The 17,097-nt window shown below is 58.1% G+C and carries 20 protein-coding genes; 8 read left to right on the top strand and 12 right to left on the bottom strand.

Annotated elements, in window-relative coordinates:
• Positions 1-251: 251 nt before the first annotated feature.
• Entirely contained in the window at positions 252-1,463 is a 1,212-nt protein-coding gene (gene tyrS, locus GE543_RS25650) for a tyrosine--tRNA ligase (RefSeq protein WP_046269553.1), read from the bottom strand.
• 201 nt (positions 1,464-1,664) lie between these two features.
• Between tyrS and GE543_RS25640 the strand changes: the two genes are divergently transcribed.
• Together GE543_RS25640 and GE543_RS25635 are read left to right on the top strand one after the other, a co-directional pair.
• Positions 1,665-3,092 (top strand): peptidoglycan DD-metalloendopeptidase family protein, encoded by a 1,428-nt coding sequence (locus GE543_RS25640; protein ID WP_046237361.1) that lies wholly within the window; start codon positions 1,665-1,667, stop codon positions 3,090-3,092.
• A gap of 3 nt (positions 3,093-3,095) precedes the next feature.
• Complete coding sequence (locus GE543_RS25635; protein ID WP_103694709.1) at positions 3,096-4,190, top strand: anhydro-N-acetylmuramic acid kinase; 1,095 nt, start codon at positions 3,096-3,098, stop codon at positions 4,188-4,190.
• Positions 4,191-4,251: 61 nt separating this feature from the next.
• Here the strand turns inward: GE543_RS25635 and erpA are convergent, their stop codons facing one another.
• Both erpA and argC read right to left on the bottom strand, forming a co-directional pair.
• Positions 4,252-4,602: an iron-sulfur cluster insertion protein ErpA gene (erpA, locus tag GE543_RS25630; protein ID WP_002551953.1), complete on the bottom strand. Its 351-nt coding sequence runs from the start codon at positions 4,600-4,602 to the stop codon at positions 4,252-4,254.
• A 99-nt stretch (positions 4,603-4,701) separates the two neighbouring features.
• Positions 4,702-5,736, bottom strand: a complete 1,035-nt coding sequence (gene argC / locus GE543_RS25625; protein ID WP_046237362.1) for an N-acetyl-gamma-glutamyl-phosphate reductase — start codon at positions 5,734-5,736, stop codon at positions 4,702-4,704.
• 133 nt (positions 5,737-5,869) lie between these two features.
• Between argC and hemJ the strand changes: the two genes are divergently transcribed.
• The 5 genes from hemJ (at position 5,870) to coq7 (ending at position 9,353) form a co-directional block, all read left to right on the top strand.
• Positions 5,870-6,298, top strand: a complete 429-nt coding sequence (hemJ, locus tag GE543_RS25620) for a protoporphyrinogen oxidase HemJ (protein ID WP_003316309.1) — start codon at positions 5,870-5,872, stop codon at positions 6,296-6,298.
• A gap of 96 nt (positions 6,299-6,394) precedes the next feature.
• A complete protein-coding gene (locus GE543_RS25615; RefSeq protein WP_100073601.1) occupies positions 6,395-7,309 on the top strand; it encodes a DUF805 domain-containing protein in 915 nt (304 codons plus the stop codon).
• Positions 7,310-7,365: 56 nt separating this feature from the next.
• Complete coding sequence (locus GE543_RS25610; protein WP_003316307.1) at positions 7,366-8,142, top strand: SDR family oxidoreductase; 777 nt, start codon at positions 7,366-7,368, stop codon at positions 8,140-8,142.
• Positions 8,143-8,245: 103 nt separating this feature from the next.
• The gene (locus GE543_RS25605) at positions 8,246-8,584 is read left to right on the top strand and encodes a histidine triad nucleotide-binding protein (RefSeq protein WP_003316306.1); all 339 of its coding nucleotides are present in this window, start codon (positions 8,246-8,248) and stop codon (positions 8,582-8,584) included.
• Positions 8,585-8,705: 121 nt separating this feature from the next.
• Positions 8,706-9,353, top strand: coding sequence for a 2-polyprenyl-3-methyl-6-methoxy-1,4-benzoquinone monooxygenase (gene coq7 / locus GE543_RS25600; RefSeq protein ID WP_046237365.1), 648 nt, complete (start codon positions 8,706-8,708; stop codon positions 9,351-9,353).
• A 69-nt stretch (positions 9,354-9,422) separates the two neighbouring features.
• On the opposite strand, the gene speD is transcribed toward coq7, so the two are convergent.
• Both speD and GE543_RS25590 read right to left on the bottom strand, forming a co-directional pair.
• Entirely contained in the window at positions 9,423-10,217 is a 795-nt protein-coding gene (gene speD / locus GE543_RS25595; RefSeq protein WP_003411703.1) for an adenosylmethionine decarboxylase, read from the bottom strand.
• A 242-nt stretch (positions 10,218-10,459) separates the two neighbouring features.
• On the bottom strand, positions 10,460-10,882 hold the full coding sequence (locus tag GE543_RS25590; protein WP_003372688.1) for an OsmC family protein: 423 nt from the start codon (positions 10,880-10,882) through the stop codon (positions 10,460-10,462).
• 201 nt (positions 10,883-11,083) lie between these two features.
• On the opposite strand from GE543_RS25590, the gene crp reads away from it, so the two are divergent.
• The gene (gene crp / locus GE543_RS25585; protein WP_153222653.1) at positions 11,084-11,728 is read left to right on the top strand and encodes a cAMP-activated global transcriptional regulator CRP; all 645 of its coding nucleotides are present in this window, start codon (positions 11,084-11,086) and stop codon (positions 11,726-11,728) included.
• 11 nt (positions 11,729-11,739) lie between these two features.
• On the opposite strand, the gene GE543_RS25580 is transcribed toward crp, so the two are convergent.
• The 7 genes from GE543_RS25580 to GE543_RS25545 form a co-directional block, all read right to left on the bottom strand.
• A complete protein-coding gene (locus tag GE543_RS25580; RefSeq protein WP_371927267.1) occupies positions 11,740-12,435 on the bottom strand; it encodes a biotin/lipoate A/B protein ligase family protein in 696 nt (231 codons plus the stop codon).
• 34 nt (positions 12,436-12,469) lie between these two features.
• Complete coding sequence (gene trpC, locus GE543_RS25575; protein WP_153222651.1) at positions 12,470-13,306, bottom strand: indole-3-glycerol phosphate synthase TrpC; 837 nt, start codon at positions 13,304-13,306, stop codon at positions 12,470-12,472.
• Entirely contained in the window at positions 13,303-14,352 is a 1,050-nt protein-coding gene (gene trpD, locus GE543_RS25570) for an anthranilate phosphoribosyltransferase (RefSeq protein ID WP_003316297.1), read from the bottom strand. The genes trpC and trpD overlap by 4 nt, the downstream gene beginning before the upstream one ends.
• A gap of 21 nt (positions 14,353-14,373) precedes the next feature.
• A complete protein-coding gene (locus tag GE543_RS25565) occupies positions 14,374-14,973 on the bottom strand; it encodes an aminodeoxychorismate/anthranilate synthase component II (RefSeq protein WP_004415847.1) in 600 nt (199 codons plus the stop codon).
• A 409-nt stretch (positions 14,974-15,382) separates the two neighbouring features.
• Positions 15,383-15,895, bottom strand: coding sequence for a lysis system i-spanin subunit Rz (locus GE543_RS25555; protein ID WP_046269559.1), 513 nt, complete (start codon positions 15,893-15,895; stop codon positions 15,383-15,385).
• Positions 15,892-16,437 (bottom strand): glycoside hydrolase family 19 protein, encoded by a 546-nt coding sequence (locus tag GE543_RS25550; RefSeq protein WP_153222650.1) that lies wholly within the window; start codon positions 16,435-16,437, stop codon positions 15,892-15,894. Before GE543_RS25550 ends, GE543_RS25555 begins: the two co-directional genes overlap by 4 nt.
• A 111-nt stretch (positions 16,438-16,548) precedes the next feature.
• Positions 16,549-17,094, bottom strand: coding sequence for a phage tail protein (locus GE543_RS25545; RefSeq protein ID WP_153222649.1), 546 nt, complete (start codon positions 17,092-17,094; stop codon positions 16,549-16,551).
• Between the last annotated feature and the right edge of the window lie 3 nt (positions 17,095-17,097).

The following is a 17,097-nucleotide window of genomic DNA, read 5'->3' as shown; positions in this document are numbered from 1 at the left end:
CTTTGCAACTTCAACCACTTGCACTGCGATCAACTCTTGAGTTGCTCATCAGCGGGAGGCGAATTCTACAGCGTTACAACCGCGTGTCAAACTCTTTTTCCTCACCGTTGTCGATCAATCCAGACCCGACCTTCTTCCTCGCTGACTCTTCACTCCAGAACCTTGCAACCTATTGATCTACAAGGCTTTTTCGTTTCCGTCTGCGCCGGAAGTGGGGCGAATTATAGACACCTCACAGAGCGCGTCAACCGTTAATTTGAACTTTCTTCGGAAACCAGCGTAACGCGCCCAAAAGCCTTCTTGCCGGCCTGGCAAACATGGGTCGCACCCAGCTTGAATACAAAGCTGCGATCCACGACCTCACCATCTATACGCACACCGCCAGAAGCCAGCAGATCACGAGCGACTGCAGCGTTCTTTACCAGGCCTGCTTTATTAAGGACCGCAGAGATCGGCATGTCCTCGGCAGCAGCCACCGATATCTCCGGCAGATCATCCGGCAGCTCGCCTTCCTTCATACGGTTACCCGCAGAACGATGCGCATTGGCTGCAGCCTCCTCGCCATGGAAACGAGCGACCAGCTCTTCGGCCAGCTTGATCTTGATGTCGCGAGGGTTGGCACCCGCTTCGCAGTCAGCCTTCAGGCCGTTGATCTCTTCCATCGAGCGGAAGCTCAACAGCTCGAAGTAGCGCCACATCAGGGAATCAGGAATCGACACCAGCTTGCTATACATAATGCCTGGTGCTTCTTGAATGCCGACGTAGTTGCCCAGCGACTTGGACATCTTCTTCACGCCATCCAGGCCTTCCAGCAACGGCATGGTCAGAATGCACTGCGGCTCCTGCCCATAAGCGCGCTGAAGCTCGCGTCCCATCAGCAGATTGAATTTCTGATCGGTGCCACCCAGCTCGACGTCGGCCTTCAAGGCCACGGAGTCATAGCCCTGCACCAGCGGATAAAGGAATTCGTGAATGGCAATGGACTGATTGCTTTTATAGCGCTTGTCGAAATCGTCACGCTCGAGCATCCGCGCGACCGTGTACTGCGAAGACAGGCGAATGAAGTCAGCCGGACTCAGCTGGTCCATCCAGGTCGAGTTGAACGCGACTTCGGTCTTGGCCGGATCGAGAATCTTGAAGACCTGAGACTTGTAGGTTTCGGCGTAGTCGAGCACCTGCTCACGGGTGAGCGGCGGACGCGTGGCGCTTTTGCCGCTCGGGTCGCCGATCATGCCGGTGAAATCACCGATCAGGAAGATGATCTGATGCCCCAGATCCTGGAACTGCCGCAGCTTGTTAATAAGCACGGTGTGGCCAAGGTGCAGATCGGGTGCTGTCGGGTCGAAACCGGCCTTGATACGCAGTGGCTGGCCACGCTTCAGCTTCTCGACCAGCTCGGCCTCGACCAGGAGTTCATCTGCACCGCGCTTGATCAGCGCCAGCTGCTCTTCAACCGACTTCATTTCAGCCCCCAATTCAAAGGGAACCAACCTTACAAGATCAGAGCCCAATTACAAGTTTTGCCCAGCGTTTGCCTGCGAATCAGTGACTGATACGCGGGAAGGGTTGCTTCGAGCAGGTTTTGGTTATATTTTATACAGTTATTTCATCTTCATCATGTCATTCATCTTTTCCATTTCACCTTTTTCAAAGTCAAATTACCTATGAAAGACACACCGCCTAAAGCGCCCCCGCTTTATCCGAAGAGTCACCTGCTCGCTGCAAGCGGCATCGCCGCATTGTTGAGCCTGGCTCTCCTGGTTTTTCCATCCAGCGATGTCGAAGCCAAACGAACGAACATTCCGCTTGATCTGGAGGCACCGGATCAGGACGTACAAGATCAAGACGCTCAACAAGCCACTCAAGCCACACCTGAAACCACCGAATCGCCATTTGCCCAGATCGACAATGCCGACGATCAGGCTCAAGACACCGCCAGTGCACAGCCTCAGGCAGAAAAACCCGCGCCAGCCGCTGCGAAAGATCCTGCCCACAGGGAGGTCACCGTCAGCAAGGGCGACACGCTGTCGACCCTGTTTGAAAAGGTCGGGCTGCCAGCAGCTACCGTTCATGAAGTACTGGCCAGCGACAAGCAAGCCAAGCAGTTCAGCAAGCTGCAGAATGGACAGACGCTGCAGTTCGAGCTGACGCCGGATGGCCAGCTCAAGCAATTGCATACCAAGCTCAGCGAAGTCGAGTCCATCAGCCTGTCGAAGACAGCAACTGGCGGTTACGCATTCAATCGTGAGATCAGTAAGCCCAACGTGCGTAACGCCTACGTACACGGCGTGATCAACAGCTCCCTGTCGCAGTCCGCGCAGCGTGCCGGCCTGACTCATAGCATGACGATGGACATGGCCAATATCTTCGGCTACGACATCGACTTCGCGCAGGACATCCGCAAGGGTGACGAATTCGATGTGGTATACGAACAGAAAGTGGTCAACGGCAAGAGCGTAGGTACAGGGAATATCCTGTCCGCCCGCTTCACTAACCGGGGCAAGACCTACACCGCCGTTCGCTATACCAACAAGCAGGGCAATACCAATTACTACACGGCTGACGGCAATAGCATGCGCAAGGCGTTCATCCGTACCCCGGTAGACTTCGCCCGCATCAGCTCGATGTTCTCGATGGGCCGCAAGCACCCGATCCTCAACAAGATCCGCGCCCACAAAGGCGTCGACTACGCAGCGCCACGCGGTACGCCGATCAAGGCAACCGGCGATGGCAAGGTGCTGCTCGCCGGCCGCCGTGGCGGATACGGCAATACCGTCATCATTCAGCACGGTGACACCTACCGCACGCTCTATGGCCACATGCAGGGCTTCGCCAAAGGCATACAGACCGGCGGCACTGTCAAGCAAGGTCAGGTTATCGGCTATATTGGAACTACCGGCCTGTCCACAGGCCCGCACTTGCACTACGAATTTCAGGTCAATGGCGTTCACGTAGACCCACTGGGCCAGAAGCTTCCGATGGCGGACCCGATCGCCAAATCCGAAAAACAGCGGTTCATGCAGCAAAGCCAGCCGTTGATGGCACGCATGGATCAGGAAAAAGCCACCACGCTGGCCTCGAATAAAAGGTAATCCATGGACTTCTTCTATATAGGTGTGATGTCTGGCAGCAGTCTCGATGGGATTGATATCGCCCTTTTGAAGCAGGATGACCGATCAAGGCTTCTGGCCACTCACTACATCCCCATGCCGGAAGACCTGTATGCCGAGCTGCTGGGGCTCTGCTCCAGCGGTGTGGATGAGCTTGCACGTGCTGCAATTGCGGAGCAAAAGTGGTGCAGGCTGGTCGCACAGGGCGTGCAGACCTTGCTGGAAGATCAAAACATGGTGCCCGCTCAGATTCGCGCCATCGGCAGCCACGGCCAGACTATTCGTCATGAGCCTGCGCGCGGCTACAGCATTCAGATCGGCAACCCTGCGCTGCTGGCAGAGCTGACTGAAATTACCGTGGTCAGCGACTTCCGCCGCCGCGATATCGCAGCAGGCGGCCAGGGCGCACCTCTGGTGCCAGCTTTCCACGAAGCGCTGTTCGACGACAACAAGGATCATCGCGCCGTGTTGAACATCGGCGGGTTCAGCAACCTGAGCCTGATCGAGTCCGATCGCCCGGTGGAAGGCTTCGACTGCGGACCCGGTAACGTCCTGCTCGATGCATGGATACAGTCACAGCGCCACGAGAGCTACGACAAGGATGGCGCGTGGTCGGCAAGCGGCAAGGTTGATTCTGCGCTGCTCAAGAAACTGCTCAGCGATCAGTTTTTCCTGACCAAGGGCCCCAAGAGTACAGGCCGGGAAGTATTCAACCTGGGCTGGGTTCACCACCATCTGTTCCAGTTGCCAACGCTGGCTCCAGAAGATGTACAGGCCACTCTGCTGGAACTGACAGCGTTGACGATCACCGAATCCCTGCAATCGGCTCAAGCGATTACCCGGGAGCTTCTGGTCTGTGGTGGCGGTGCGCATAACAAGGCGCTGATGAAACGCCTTGCAGAGCTGTTGCCCGGCACAGAGGTCAGCAGCACCGAGAAGTTCGGCGTAGACCCTGACTGGGTTGAGGCGATGGCGTTTGCCTGGCTGGCTCATTGCTGCCTCGAAGGCGTTCCGGCCAACCGTCCGACGGTGACCGGCGCCAAGGGCAGACGCGTTCTGGGCGCGATCTACCCCGCCTGACACCTGCTGCAATGCAAAACGCCGCTCAATGAGCGGCGTTTTTGTTTACAGCAAGCTTCGATCAGATCGAGAACGAGGAGCCACAGCCACAGGTTGTGGAGGCATTCGGGTTCTTGATCACGAATCGCGACCCTTCAAGCCCTTCCTGATAATCGACTTCTGCGCCGGCCAGATACTGAAAGCTCATCGGATCGACAACCAGGCTTACGCCCTCGCGCTCGACGATGGTGTCATCGTCTGCCACATCTTCATCGAAAGTAAAACCGTACTGAAAACCTGAGCAACCGCCACCTGTAACGAATACACGCAGTTTGAGACGATCATTGCCCTCTTCGTCGACCAGGGTTTTCACCTTGTGCGCTGCATTTGGAGTGAACTCCAAAGCGGTAGGCGTGAAGGATTCGACACTCATGTCTGATATCTCCCGGCGTTAGCCGTCGTAATGCGTAATGACGGCATTATCCGCTTCTCCTAGAAAATCGGTCAACTATTTGCTGGACGGCGACACTGCCTACGGCATCATGCCCGCATGAGACAACCCGGAGCGCTCATCAAGGCCGAACAGGATGTTCATGTTCTGCACCGCCTGACCCGACGCACCTTTGACCAGATTGTCGATCACCGAAAGCACGACGACCAGATCGCCGCCCTGCGGACGATGCACTGCGATGCGACACACGTTGGCGCCACGCACACTGCGGGTTTCGGGATGGCTGCCCGCTGGCATCACATCCACGAATGGCTCGTCGGCGTAGCGCTTCTCGAACAGTGCCTGCAGATCCACCGAGCGATCAGTGACCGTTGCATAGAGCGTGGAGTGAATGCCGCGAATCATCGGCACCAGGTGTGGCACGAACGTCAGGCCGATGTCGCCACCGGCAGCGCGACGCAGCCCCTGGGTGATTTCAGGCAGGTGACGGTGACCCTTCACGGCGTAGGCCTTGAAGCTTTCATTGGCTTCCGAGTACAGCGAACCGATATTCAGACCACGGCCCGCACCGCTCACGCCAGATTTGCAGTCGGCAATCAGACGAGTGTTATCGGCAATACCGGCTTCAAGCAGCGGCAGGAAACCCAACTGGGTAGCGGTCGGATAGCAACCCGGTACGGCGATGAGTCGCGCGTTCTTGATCTGTTCGCGGTTGACTTCCGGCAGCCCGTACACCGCGTCTTCCAACAGTTGCGGAGCGCCATGAGGCTGGCCGTACCACTTGGCCCATTCGACCGGATCCTGCAGACGGAAGTCGGCAGACAGGTCGATCACTTTGGTGCCTGCCGCGAGCAATTCGCCAGCCAGGGCATGAGCGACACCGTGGGGCGTGGCGAAGAACACCACATCGCAGGCGCCCAGGGTTTTCACGTCAGGCACGCTGAACGCGAGGCCGTCGTAGTGCCCGCGCAGGTTCGGATACATGTCGGCGACTGGCATGCCGGCCTCCGAGCGCGAGGTAATGACCACTACTTCTGCCTGCGGATGCTGTGCCAACAGACGCAGCAACTCGACCCCGGTGTAACCCGTGCCGCCGACGATACCGACCTTGACCATAACCTGCCCTCAACGAAACAACTGGAAAGCGGTCGATAATAGGAGCCTATCGCCTCTGCGACAACCGACAACGTGACGTATGGGCGCACAAGACACTACTATTCGGCCACCGTGAACCTGGGAATAATCAAAAATGCTCTATCTATGGATAAAGGCGCTTCATGTCATCTCGATGGTCTGCTGGTTTGCAGCCCTGTTCTATCTGCCAAGACTGTTCGTCTATCACTCGATGAGTGAGGACACGGTCAGCCGCGAGCGTTTCATCGTCATGGAGCGCAAGCTGTACCGTGGCATCATGACCCCGGCAATGATCGCAACGCTGGTCTTCGGCGGCTGGCTGATCAGCTTCGACCCCAGCGGTTATTTCAGTCAGGGCTGGATGCACGCCAAGCTCGCACTGGTTGTCCTGCTGATCGGCTATCACCACGTCTGCGGCGCACAGATGAAACGCTTTGCCCGTGGTGAAAATGGCCGCAGCCATGTGTTTTATCGCTGGTTCAATGAAATCCCGGTACTGATCCTGATCGCCATCGTCATTCTGGTTATCGTCAAACCCTTCTGATTCCAGGAGTAACCCGGCCTCATCAGTAACGCGACAGGGCGCTCTGTCTCAGACAGGCGCCCGGCACTGTTCTTCACTAAGACAAGGAAGCCCCGTATGGCCGATTCACACTTCAAGATTGTATTTGAAGGGCAGGTGCGTGAAGGCGTCGAGCTCGACACCGCAAAGGCCAACCTGGCGGGGCTGTTCAAAAGCGAACCGTCTGCAGTGCAGAAGCTGTTCAGCGGCCAACCCGTCGCGCTCAAGCGCGGGATCACTTACCAGGATGCGGAACGCTACCTGAAGGCGCTGAACGATGCGGGCGTCGAAGCACGTATCGAACCGGACATTGAAATCAGCCTGAGTCTGGATGAGGTGGTCAGCCAGCCCTCCCCCAAACCCGCGCATCTGGAAATATCGCCCTACGCACCGCCCAAGGCACAGGTTGGCGCCGATCAGCCCGGTCATTCAACGCTGAAGGTGCTGAGTATCAACGGGCGTATCGGGCGCTTGCGCTATCTGGCGTGGAGCATGGTCCTGAGCGCCGCAACGCTGGTGCTGGTAGGTGTGTGCCTGCTGGTCATGAACGGTTCGCTGGTCGCCGGCGGCCTGCTGATGGCGGTGGTGCTCGTCGTGTTCGCGGTCATCGGCGCGCAGATCGGCGTTCAGCGGCTGCACGATCTCGGTTGGTCGGGCTGGCTTCTGCTGCTGACCATGGTGCCGTTCGTAGGCAGCGTCTTCCCGTTTCTGATGGTCCTGCTGCCCGGAACAAAAGGCCCCAACGCTTTCGGCCCGCCGTCGCCACCGAACTCCAGAGGTGTGAAGACCCTGGCCATTCTGTGGGTGTTACTCATCCCCATTGTCCTGATCGGGCTCACTGCTGGCGGCGGAGGCATGCTGCGCGATGAGCTGGAATTGCAGACCGATGAATACGAGCAATCCCTCCCCTATGACGACGAAGAAAGCCATGACAGTGCCTTGACCGCGCCAGCGGATGTCAACATAGAGCCCGAAGAACAAAGCGACAAGTAATAGACTGCTCACGGTTCGGCTGACTGCCGGTCGCAACACGCTCAATGGAGAAATGCATGACCCGTTACGCCCTGATCACCGGCGCGTCCAGCGGCATAGGCCTGGCGATGGCCGAAGCGCTGGCACGTCGCGGTCGCAACCTGATCCTGGTCGCCCGCCAGCGCGACCTGCTGGAAACAATTGCACTGGAGTTGACTCAGCGTTTTGGCGTGGAAGTGCTGTTTCGAGCCTGCGATCTGGGCGAGCCACTGAGGCTCTCGGGCTTTCTGCTGGAGCTGGAAGACGGTGCCCACCAGATTGATCTGCTGGTCAACGCTGCGGGCATCGGCACCTGCGGACCTTTTCTGGCTCAGGACTGGAGCGCCGAGCAGGACCTGATCGATCTGAACATTCTGGCCCTGACGCGCCTGTGCCACACGGTCGGCAATCTGATGGCCATTCAGGGCGGCGGCCAGATACTCAACATCGCCTCGGTGGCGGCGTTCCAGCCCGGGCCATGGATGAGCACCTACTACGCAAGCAAGGCGTATGTGCTGCATTTTTCCGAAGGGCTGCGCGAGGAAGTGAAGAAAGCCGGGGTGAAGGTCTCGGTGCTGTGCCCCGGCCCGACAAAGACGGCTTTTTTCCGCACCGCGCAATTGCAGGTCAATGTGGATAACCTGATGAGTCCCGAAGAAGTGGCGCTGTATACCGTTCGCGCACTGGCAAAAAACCGTGCGGTGATCACTCCAGGTTTCAGTAACCGGTTGTGGACGCTCAGCCCGCGCCTGGTTTCACGCTGGCTGGCTCGTCAGATCAGCGGCTACATCAACAAGAAATACTGCCCGCGCTGACCGACAAACGGCTGGGCGAGCCGCGTCTTGCTCAGTACACTCGGACGCGCTGAAGCACAGCGATACCCTGTGACGACCATCAACCGACAAGGAGCAAACGGCTGTGGACACTTTGTTTACCAAGATCATCAATCGGGAAATCCCGGCGAAGATCATCTATGAAGATGATCAGGTACTGGCCTTTCACGACATCGCCCCACAGGCACCCGTGCATTTTCTGGTTATCCCGAAAAAGCCTATCCGCACCCTGAACGATCTGACCGAGGAAGACAAAGGCCTGGCCGGACATATCCTGTTCACGGCGCAGCGTCTGGCCCTCGAGCTGGGCTGCGAAGAAGGCTTCCGCGTGGTGATGAACTGCAATGAGCTGGGCGGTCAGACCGTCTACCACATTCACATGCACGTACTCGGTCAGCGTCAGATGAACTGGCCACCGGGCTGAGCCAGCGTTTTCGGGCTTCCCGGCCGACCAGCGCGTATGAGCAGCGCTGGTCGGATGATACAAGCCCTGCCCGCTCCGGCCGATTGGGGTAAACTGCCCGCATGATCTTCCGGAGGTGCCCATGGCTACCGAACGTCAATATTCCCCCCTCGACCGTCTGTTACTGCAAGCCGACAGCGCGATGCGCACCTTGCTGCCGTCCAGCGCGCACTCGCAGCGCCCTTCCCCCGCCGTTGTTCAGCCTGAACACAAGATGAGCGAAGTCGACACGCGCCACGTCGCGGGTCTGATGCGCATCAACCATACCGGCGAAGTCTGCGCCCAGGCGCTTTATCAGGGCCAGGCGCTGACGGCAAAGCTGCCCAAGGTGCGCAAGGCGATGGAGCATGCGGCTGAAGAAGAAATCGATCATCTGGTCTGGTGCGAACAGCGCATTCATCAGCTTGGCAGCCATACCAGTGTGCTGAACCCGCTGTTCTACAGCCTGTCGTTCGGGATGGGCGCAATAGCCGGTGTTATCAGCGACCGGGTCAGCCTGGGTTTCGTCGCGGCGACCGAAGATCAGGTCTGCAAGCACCTGGCTGAACACCTGGAGCAACTGCCGACCGAAGACGGCAAGTCCCGGGCTATCCTGCAACAGATGCTCAGTGATGAAGAACACCACGCTGAGTCCGCACTGAAGGCAGGCGGTTTTCGCTTCCCGGCACCGGTCAAGTTCGGCATGAGTGTGCTGGCCAAGGTCATGACCAAGTCGACTTATCGCATCTGACAATGCGTATACAACGCCCATAAAAAAGGCGCCTGCATCAGGCGCCTTTTTAATGTCCGGAATCCGGGTTTATACGGCTACGTTGCGGCCGTAGAAGATTTCCAGCATTTCGTGTTTGACCTTGGCGGTCACTTGCTCGCGCTGCTCGGGGGACAAGTTGCTGGTGGCGTCGCCAAACAGGTAGTTGTCCAGTTCGAACTGCTTGAGCAGCATCTTGGTGTGGAACAGGTTTTCCTGATACACGTTCACGTCGGTCATCTGGTAACCGTTGCGCGTGTCTTCGGACAGGTAGTTCTGGATCGAGTTGATCTCGTGGTCGATGAAGTGCTTCTTGCCTTCCACGTCACGGGTAAAGCCGCGCACGCGATAATCGACGGTCACGATATCCGAATCGAATTTATGGATCAGGTAGTTCAACGCCTTGAGCGGTGAAATAACGCCACAGGTCGACACATCGATATCCACGCGGAACGTGGCAATACCGTCAACCGGATGAATTTCCGGGTAGGTGTGGACCGTGATATGGCTCTTGTCCAGGTGTGCCAGGATGGTTTCCGGCAGTGGACCTGGCGACTCTTCGATCTGGCTTTCGGTAGGCGTCACCGGCTGCTCAGAGATCAGAATGGTCACACTGGCACCTTGTGGATCGTAATCCTGACGCGCAATATTCAGGATGTTGGCCCCAATGATATCGACAACATCGGTCAGAATCCGCGTCAGGCGTTCTGCGTCGTACTCATTGTTGATGTACTCGACGTACGCCTGCTGGTCCTGCGGAGTTTCCGCATAGCAGATGTCATAAATGTTGAAGCTCAAGGTCTTTGTCAGGTTATTGAACCCGTGGAGCTTGAGTTTGCTTTTCACCGTTAAAAACTCTCTATATGGGTGCGGCGCCAGCCGCGTGATCAAGCATGCCCGTCAGGTGAGCCCGGCTCATCTGCGTAGGACGGTTAACACCTCTTCGCGTTGGCGATTTTGGTTGTCTGTTCGGACCGGCAGCAGAAAACCAATACATGCTGCGCCCGTAAAAAGTGGCGCATTATGCAGACGTCCGAAGCCGTCTGCCAGAGTGTGCGCCGTTTTTATGATCGTTGGATGTCTGGCGTTCAGCCCAGTTCGACAATTTCATAATCGTGAGTGATCTTCACACCCGCGTTGCCGAGCATGATCGAGGCCGAGCAATACTTCTCTGCGGACAGTTCGATCGCCCGCTTGACCTGTGCCTCTTTCAAACCTCGTCCCTTGACGACGAAGTGCAGATGGATTTTGGTGAACACTTTCGGGTCTTCATCGGCACGTTCGGCATCCAGAAACGCCTCGCAGCTTTCCACGGGTTGGCGCGACTTTTTCAAAATGCTCACAACGTCGAAGTTGCTGCAGCCACCCAGACCGATCAAGACCATTTCCATCGGGCGTACGCCCAGATTGCGACCACCGCTTTCCGGCGGACCATCCATTACCACCACATGACCACTACCGGATTCGCCGAGGAACATGGCTTCGCCAGCCCATTGGATGCGTGCCTTCATCGCCAAGACTCCACTGTAAAAAAGGGGTCGCCAGCTTATCACAGGGCCAAAAGCTGCCCGGAAGAAATGCCTTTTGTAGGAAATGCGTAGGAATATTCGCAAATAGCTTCCTACACGTCTGGAAAAGCTGGCGAGAATAAAGGCGCAGCCGATACCTATAGGTATGCCATTTGGCCATACACCTTATTTCGGAAGTCTCGCATGGTCGCAATAACCTTTACGCCCAAAGCAAACAGTCTGGACAAGCTGCTGTCCCATGCAGAACGCCGCCGCTGCCCCGCGAAAACCAACATCATCAATGCTGGTGAGCGCTCCGAGTCGTTGTTTCTGATCCTCAAAGGTTCAGTCACGGTTGTGATCGAGGATGACGAGCGCCGGGAGATGATCGTCGCCTACCTCAACAGCGGGGATTTCTTCGGCGAACTGGGGCTGTTCGAGCAACCGGGCAAGGAGTCCGTGCGCAGCGCCTGGGTGCGGGCCAAGACCGAATGCGAAGTAGCCGAGATTTCCTATGACTCGTTCCGCGAACTGACCAGGCAAGAGCCGGAAATTCTGTATGCGCTCGGCAGCCAGATGGCCGAGCGCCTGCGCAATACAACGCGCAAGGTCGGTGATCTGGCGTTTCTCGATGTCACCGGGCGAGTGGCTCGCACGTTGCTCGAGCTGTGCAAGCAGCCGGATGCAATGACTCACCCGGACGGCATGCAGATCAAGATTACCCGCCAGGAAATCGGACGCATCGTCGGCTGTTCGAGGGAAATGGTCGGACGTGTGCTCAAGGCCCTTGAAGAACAGAGCCTGGTCAACGTCAAAGGAAAGACCATGGTGGTCTACGGGACACGCTGAGCCCCTGCTATTCAGAGCCCGGCGAGCAGCTTCCGGTAAGCCTGCGCCAGACGCTCCAGGACATCAGCGCCAGAAAACGCCTCGTACAGGGCAATGTGGCTTTCGGCCTGAACACGCGGCTCAAGCTCGCACAACTCATTGAAGCGATTTACCGCAGCCGCCATCTGAACGCGCTCGTTTTCCAGCAGCAAGGCACCGTGCGCCAGCACTACAGGACGCGTTCCGCCCTGACTCTGACGCCAGCGCTGAGCCGTTCCAACCATCTTGCGACCATCGAGATTGACGTTGAAGCGGCCGTCGCAGAATGCACCCGCCACCTCGCCCAGCGAAGCCTGCCCGCCCAACCCGGTCAACAGATCGAGAATCGGCTGACACAATCGCAGGTAGGCGGTTTCTATGCGGTCACGATCAACGTCAGTGGGCGGTTGCGCGTAGACCAGCGCGATATTCAGCGTGGCAGACGACTGCGGCACTGGCTCGCCGCCGGTTTCACGCAATAGGACAGGCCACGCATTGTCCGACAGGGTCTCGCTGGCCTCGGCAAAACCGGGTAACCGACTCATCCGCCGAGGCATGACCAGCGCCCGATCGTTAGGCCGCCAGAACAGCAGCCCGTGATCCGCCGCCCCGGAGCATACCGACGCGAGAAGATCCTGCTCGGCCTGCAGGCCTTGTTCGACACAAATGTCGATGATCGAGTCTTGCACGTCGGACCTCGTAAGGGTGTTCAGCTCAATGCGCTCAGTCGCTGGACGACGTGCTTACGGCCATCTTGCGCTCAGGGAAGAACAACCGCTGCAGCTCGGCACCAGGGTGCTCGGCACGCATGAAGGCCTCCCCCACCAGAAACGAATAGACATCGCTGATTTCCATCAGCTCGACATCCGCACGATTGAGAATGCCGCTTTCGGTAACGACCAGGCGATCACGCGGAATACGCGGCAGCAAGTCCAGCGTGGTTTCCAGGCTCACTTCAAAGGTATGAAGGTTGCGATTGTTGATGCCCACCAGCGGTGTATCGAGCGTCTTGAGTGCGCGCTCCAGCTCGTCGCCGTCGTGCACCTCGACCAGCACATCCAGCTTCAGGCCCTTGGCAACGGCAGCCAGTTCAGCCATTTGCACGTCATCCAGTGCCGACACGATCAGCAGAATGCAGTCAGCGCCCAGAGCACGTGCTTCGACCACCTGATAGGGGTCGATCATGAAATCCTTGCGGATCACCGGCAGGTTGCACGCCGCGCGGGCCTCCTGCAGATAGGCATCGGCGCCCTGAAAGAAGTCCACGTCGGTCAGCACCGACAGACAGGTCGCGCCACCGGCCTGATAACTTCTGGCGATCTCGCCCGGCAGGAAGTGTTCGCGGATGACACCCTTGCTCGGCGAGGCCTTCTTGATCTCGGCGATAACGGCAGGCTGCTTTGCCTTGGCCTGAGTGATCAATGCCTTGGCAAAGCCACGTGGCGCGTCGGCCCGGGCTGCCTGTTGTTCAAGCTCGGCCAGGCTCACAATCGCACGACGAGCCGCGACTTCCTCGGCCTTTCGGGCAAGGATCTTTTCCAGTACGGTTGGCACACTCATGCTTCGTTCTCCTGCTTGAATACCGCCGTGAAGGCACCCAGCTCTTCCAGTTTTTCCCGCGCAAGACCAGTGTGCAGCGCATCGTGCGCCAGGGCCACGCCCTCTTTCAGGCTGGTGGCGTGATCTGCAGCATAAAGCGCGGCGCCGGCGTTGAGCACGATCATTTCCGCAGCTTTCTGACCGTTCTCGGTCTTGCGACGTCCCAACGCATCGCGGATCAGCTCCAGCGAAGCTGCGGGGCTTTCCACGGCAAGGCCGTACAGGCTCTGGCTTTTGATGCCCAGGTCTTCAGGCTGTACCCAGTACTCGGTGACTTCGCCGTTTTTCAGCTCGGCGACGAAGGTCGGTGCGGCCAGACTGAATTCGTCCAGGCCGTCCTGCGAGTGGACCACCAGCACATGCTTGCTGCCCAGACGCAGCAGCACTTCGGCCAGCGGGCGGCACAGCGCCTGGTTGAACACGCCGACGATCTGATGACGGACGCCGGCCGGATTGGTCAGCGGGCCGAGCATATTGAACAGTGTGCGCAGACCCAGCTCGCGACGCGGCCCGGCAGTGTGCTTCATGGCCGTGTGATGAGACTGGGCGAACATGAAGCCAATACCCACGCTGTCGATGCAACGCGCCACCTGAACAGGCGTGAGGTTCAGGTAAACCCCGGCGGCCTCGAGCAGATCGGCACTGCCGCTTTTGCCCGAGACAGCACGATTACCGTGCTTGGCCACGGTGCAACCTGCGGCTGCGATGACGAAAGCAGACGCGGTCGACACGTTGAAGATGTTCGCGCCGTCGCCGCCCGTACCCACGATGTCGACCACGCCATCCAGGGTTTTCAGTTCGACCTTGCCGGCCAGCTCGCGCATCACCGAAACCGCACCGACGATTTCATCGATGGTTTCGCTCTTCATGCGCATGCCCATCAGAAACGCACCGATCTGCGCTTCAGTGCATTGGCCAGTCATGATTTCGCGCATCACATCGCTCATCTCTTCAGTGGTCAGGTCCAGCTGGTTGACCACGCGATTGAGCGCGCTTTTGATATCCATGGGGGTACTCATAAAAAATCCTTAGCCCTGACGATGGCCGCCGCTCTGCTTGAGAAAATTGGCGAACAGCTCGTGGCCCTGCTCGGTCAGGATCGACTCGGGGTGAAACTGCACCCCTTCGACGTTCAGTGTCTTGTGGCGCAGGCCCATGATCTCATCGACCGAACCGTCTTCCAGCGCAGTCCAGGCCGTCACTTCCAGGCAGTCGGGCAGCGTATCCTGCTTGACCACCAGCGAGTGGTAGCGGGTGACCACCAACGGATGATTCAAGCCATCGAACACCCCGCCGTCTTGGTGAATGACCGGGCTGGTTTTGCCATGCATGACCTGACGCGCACGCACCACGTCGCCGCCAAAGGCCTGACCGATGGACTGATGCCCCAGGCACACGCCCAGAATCGGCAGTTTGCCTGCGAAGTGCTTGATCACATCCAGCGAGACGCCGGCTTCATTAGGCGTGCACGGGCCAGGCGAGACCACGATGTGCTCCGGGTTCAGGGCTTCGATCTCGGCGATGCTCAGTTCGTCATTGCGAATGACTTTGACGTCTGCCCCTAGCTCACCGAGGTACTGCACGACGTTGTAGGTAAACGAATCGTAGTTATCGATCATCAGCAGCATTTTGCTATCAACCTTTTGATTTACTGACTTGATTCAGGCCTTCCGGATTCTGCTTCACTCATGCATCCCCACGTCAGCCACAAGGCCGGGGGACGGAGAAAAGCATCAAAAAATCGAAGGCATACAGGTACGGGTCCGGCAGGGCCGGCAAGGAAATAGTCAGGCGCGCCAACGCCAACGGGCGTGAGCCTTGATAACGCGCATCAAAAGCTTGCTGACTGTCGTCACGGAAGGGGTCTCATCGGTACGTTTCAGGACATTAGCGTACCGAATCGGCCGGTGCAATATGAATGTACCGGGCCGCGCCGATTGAAAAGCAGTTAAAGGCTGAAAAGAGGGCCGCGCCTCCTTGTGGAGGCGGGATTGAGGCAGGGGCACGATGGCCGAGGGTGGGGAGCCGAGAGGAACATCAGTGCGCAATCTCGCGCACGTAGGCTTGGCAGGCCTTCAAAGCGATCAATCCCTGATCGCCGTAGTCGGTGATGGCGACAATTCGTCCAGCAGCCGCTGGGTCAAGTTCGCCTCGCGAGCTTCCATGAACCACGCCGCCGGTATCGGTGCCGGCTGGCAAGCCATCACGGTTGGTGGGGCTGTTGGCGAGGAGGACTGACAAGCGCAAATCAGCGGTAGCCAGGCGATCACGCAAACGAGCCTGAGCAGTCTGTGCATCGCTCAACTCCTTGTGGATGGTTGTATCGTTGGTGTGCAAACGGACTTCCAGCGCCCGTCGTTGTGCCTGCTCGGCGTTCTGCCAGTCGACGACCGCGAGCGCCGCCTGCTCGCGCTCGCGCTGCCAAGTCAGCTGTTGCGCGGACAGTTGCAGGCCATAGCGGGCCGCCTGCCATTTCCAGGCGGCCCATGTACCCAGCCCTGACCCCAGCACGAATGCGAGGATCAGGCATCGCATATCCAGCACTTTCACGGCAGCACCTCCAATGCCCGCTGGTAAAGCGCCTGCCGATCCGCCAGGCCGTTGGTACCGCCGTTGATGCGGCGGGTGATCATCAAAAAATCACCCTTGTCTGCCAGCGCATTGAGGTTGGCCCGGTCCCAGAACCATGCCGCCGACATAGCCGCGTGGTCGGGTTGTTCGAGCAGTTGCGGCTGGGCAAGCAAGTCCAGCCCGAGCGCCTCCCCGCACGCCTCGTAGTTGGTCCGCCCCGTCACCTGAATCAGCCCACGGCCCCGATACAGCTGGCCATCGCCATCTGCCTCTGGCGTGTTGCCCAGACGCAGCGCCAACTGGCCCGTGTCGTACTTCGCCAGGTAGCTGTCACTGCCCAGCTCACGCACATAACGAAGCTGTCCGGACTCATGCCCTATCTGAGCGATGAACGCGGCGATACGCAGGCGAGTGTCGATGGCGTAACGGGCCATGGCGATGTTGAGAGCAGGAACGAAAACGCCGGCTTTAGAGCCGGCGTTGGGGAGGATTAGCAGTAGTTGTTGCTGGTTGATAGGCATTGGTCCTCCTATAGGGGTTACAGGACTAACCCGCCCCCTGAGTCGATAAATTTCCCCTGTGTAAAAGCAAGTTGAACGGCGGATAAAACAACGCCCCGTCAGTGCGGGGCGTTATGGCTTGGGCAGTTCGTCTTCACTTACGCCTATTGACAACGGCGGTGCCTCAGACGGCTTAACGTATACAAATGGCGTTGCAGGCGGCACCGGCCAATCGAACGACATTGGATAGCCTGGCAGTGTCTCGAGTTGAGCAAGTTGCACCCGATACAGGCGCAGCGCGTCGAGCTCGGCTTTTACAGCAGGCAGTGATTTACGCTGCTCATCAGTGGCCATATCCAATGTTATGGCATCTTGCAACATATCCAGATCGGCAACCAATTCGTTGATTTTCGCAGTGACCTCGGCCGAGTAAGTACCACGCTGGCACATCACTTGCGCCTGAACCATCTGCTCGGTGGGCTCGAGAATCTCACCAAACTCGCCTGCAACTGCACGGTTGAAAAGGTCTACGCCGTGTGGCTCAGGATCTTGGGCAGAGGCACCAAAAGGCACCTCACCGAAAACATCCTTTGTTTCCTCGAAAATCACCGACAGGACGATAGAGGTATGGGCCAGATCGGACCAGCGAGGGTTTCGTGCACTTATTACTGTGTTCATATA

It is taken from the genome of Pseudomonas sp. SZ57 (assembly GCF_009495975.1).
In the GTDB taxonomy this organism is placed as follows: Bacteria; Pseudomonadota; Gammaproteobacteria; order Pseudomonadales; family Pseudomonadaceae; genus Aquipseudomonas; species Aquipseudomonas syringae.
This window is presented reverse-complemented; position numbering and strand designations above follow the sequence as displayed.

Coding starts and splice junctions, on each gene's coding strand:
- tyrS (WP_046269553.1), bottom strand. CDS start 1,463: ATGAAGTCGGTTGAAGAGCAGCTGGCGCTGATCAAGCGCGGTGCAGAT.
- GE543_RS25640 (WP_046237361.1), top strand. CDS start 1,665: ATGAAAGACACACCGCCTAAAGCGCCCCCGCTTTATCCGAAGAGTCAC.
- GE543_RS25635 (WP_103694709.1), top strand. CDS start 3,096: ATGGACTTCTTCTATATAGGTGTGATGTCTGGCAGCAGTCTCGATGGG.
- erpA (WP_002551953.1), bottom strand. CDS start 4,602: ATGAGTGTCGAATCCTTCACGCCTACCGCTTTGGAGTTCACTCCAAAT.
- argC (WP_046237362.1), bottom strand. CDS start 5,736: ATGGTCAAGGTCGGTATCGTCGGCGGCACGGGTTACACCGGGGTCGAG.
- hemJ (WP_003316309.1), top strand. CDS start 5,870: ATGCTCTATCTATGGATAAAGGCGCTTCATGTCATCTCGATGGTCTGC.
- GE543_RS25615 (WP_100073601.1), top strand. CDS start 6,395: ATGGCCGATTCACACTTCAAGATTGTATTTGAAGGGCAGGTGCGTGAA.
- GE543_RS25610 (WP_003316307.1), top strand. CDS start 7,366: ATGACCCGTTACGCCCTGATCACCGGCGCGTCCAGCGGCATAGGCCTG.
- coq7 (WP_046237365.1), top strand. CDS start 8,706: ATGGCTACCGAACGTCAATATTCCCCCCTCGACCGTCTGTTACTGCAA.
- GE543_RS25590 (WP_003372688.1), bottom strand. CDS start 10,882: ATGAAGGCACGCATCCAATGGGCTGGCGAAGCCATGTTCCTCGGCGAA.
- crp (WP_153222653.1), top strand. CDS start 11,084: ATGGTCGCAATAACCTTTACGCCCAAAGCAAACAGTCTGGACAAGCTG.
- trpC (WP_153222651.1), bottom strand. CDS start 13,306: ATGAGTGTGCCAACCGTACTGGAAAAGATCCTTGCCCGAAAGGCCGAG.
- trpD (WP_003316297.1), bottom strand. CDS start 14,352: ATGGATATCAAAAGCGCGCTCAATCGCGTGGTCAACCAGCTGGACCTG.
- GE543_RS25565 (WP_004415847.1), bottom strand. CDS start 14,973: ATGCTGCTGATGATCGATAACTACGATTCGTTTACCTACAACGTCGTG.
- GE543_RS25550 (WP_153222650.1), bottom strand. CDS start 16,437: ATGCCTATCAACCAGCAACAACTACTGCTAATCCTCCCCAACGCCGGC.
- GE543_RS25545 (WP_153222649.1), bottom strand. CDS start 17,094: ATGAACACAGTAATAAGTGCACGAAACCCTCGCTGGTCCGATCTGGCC.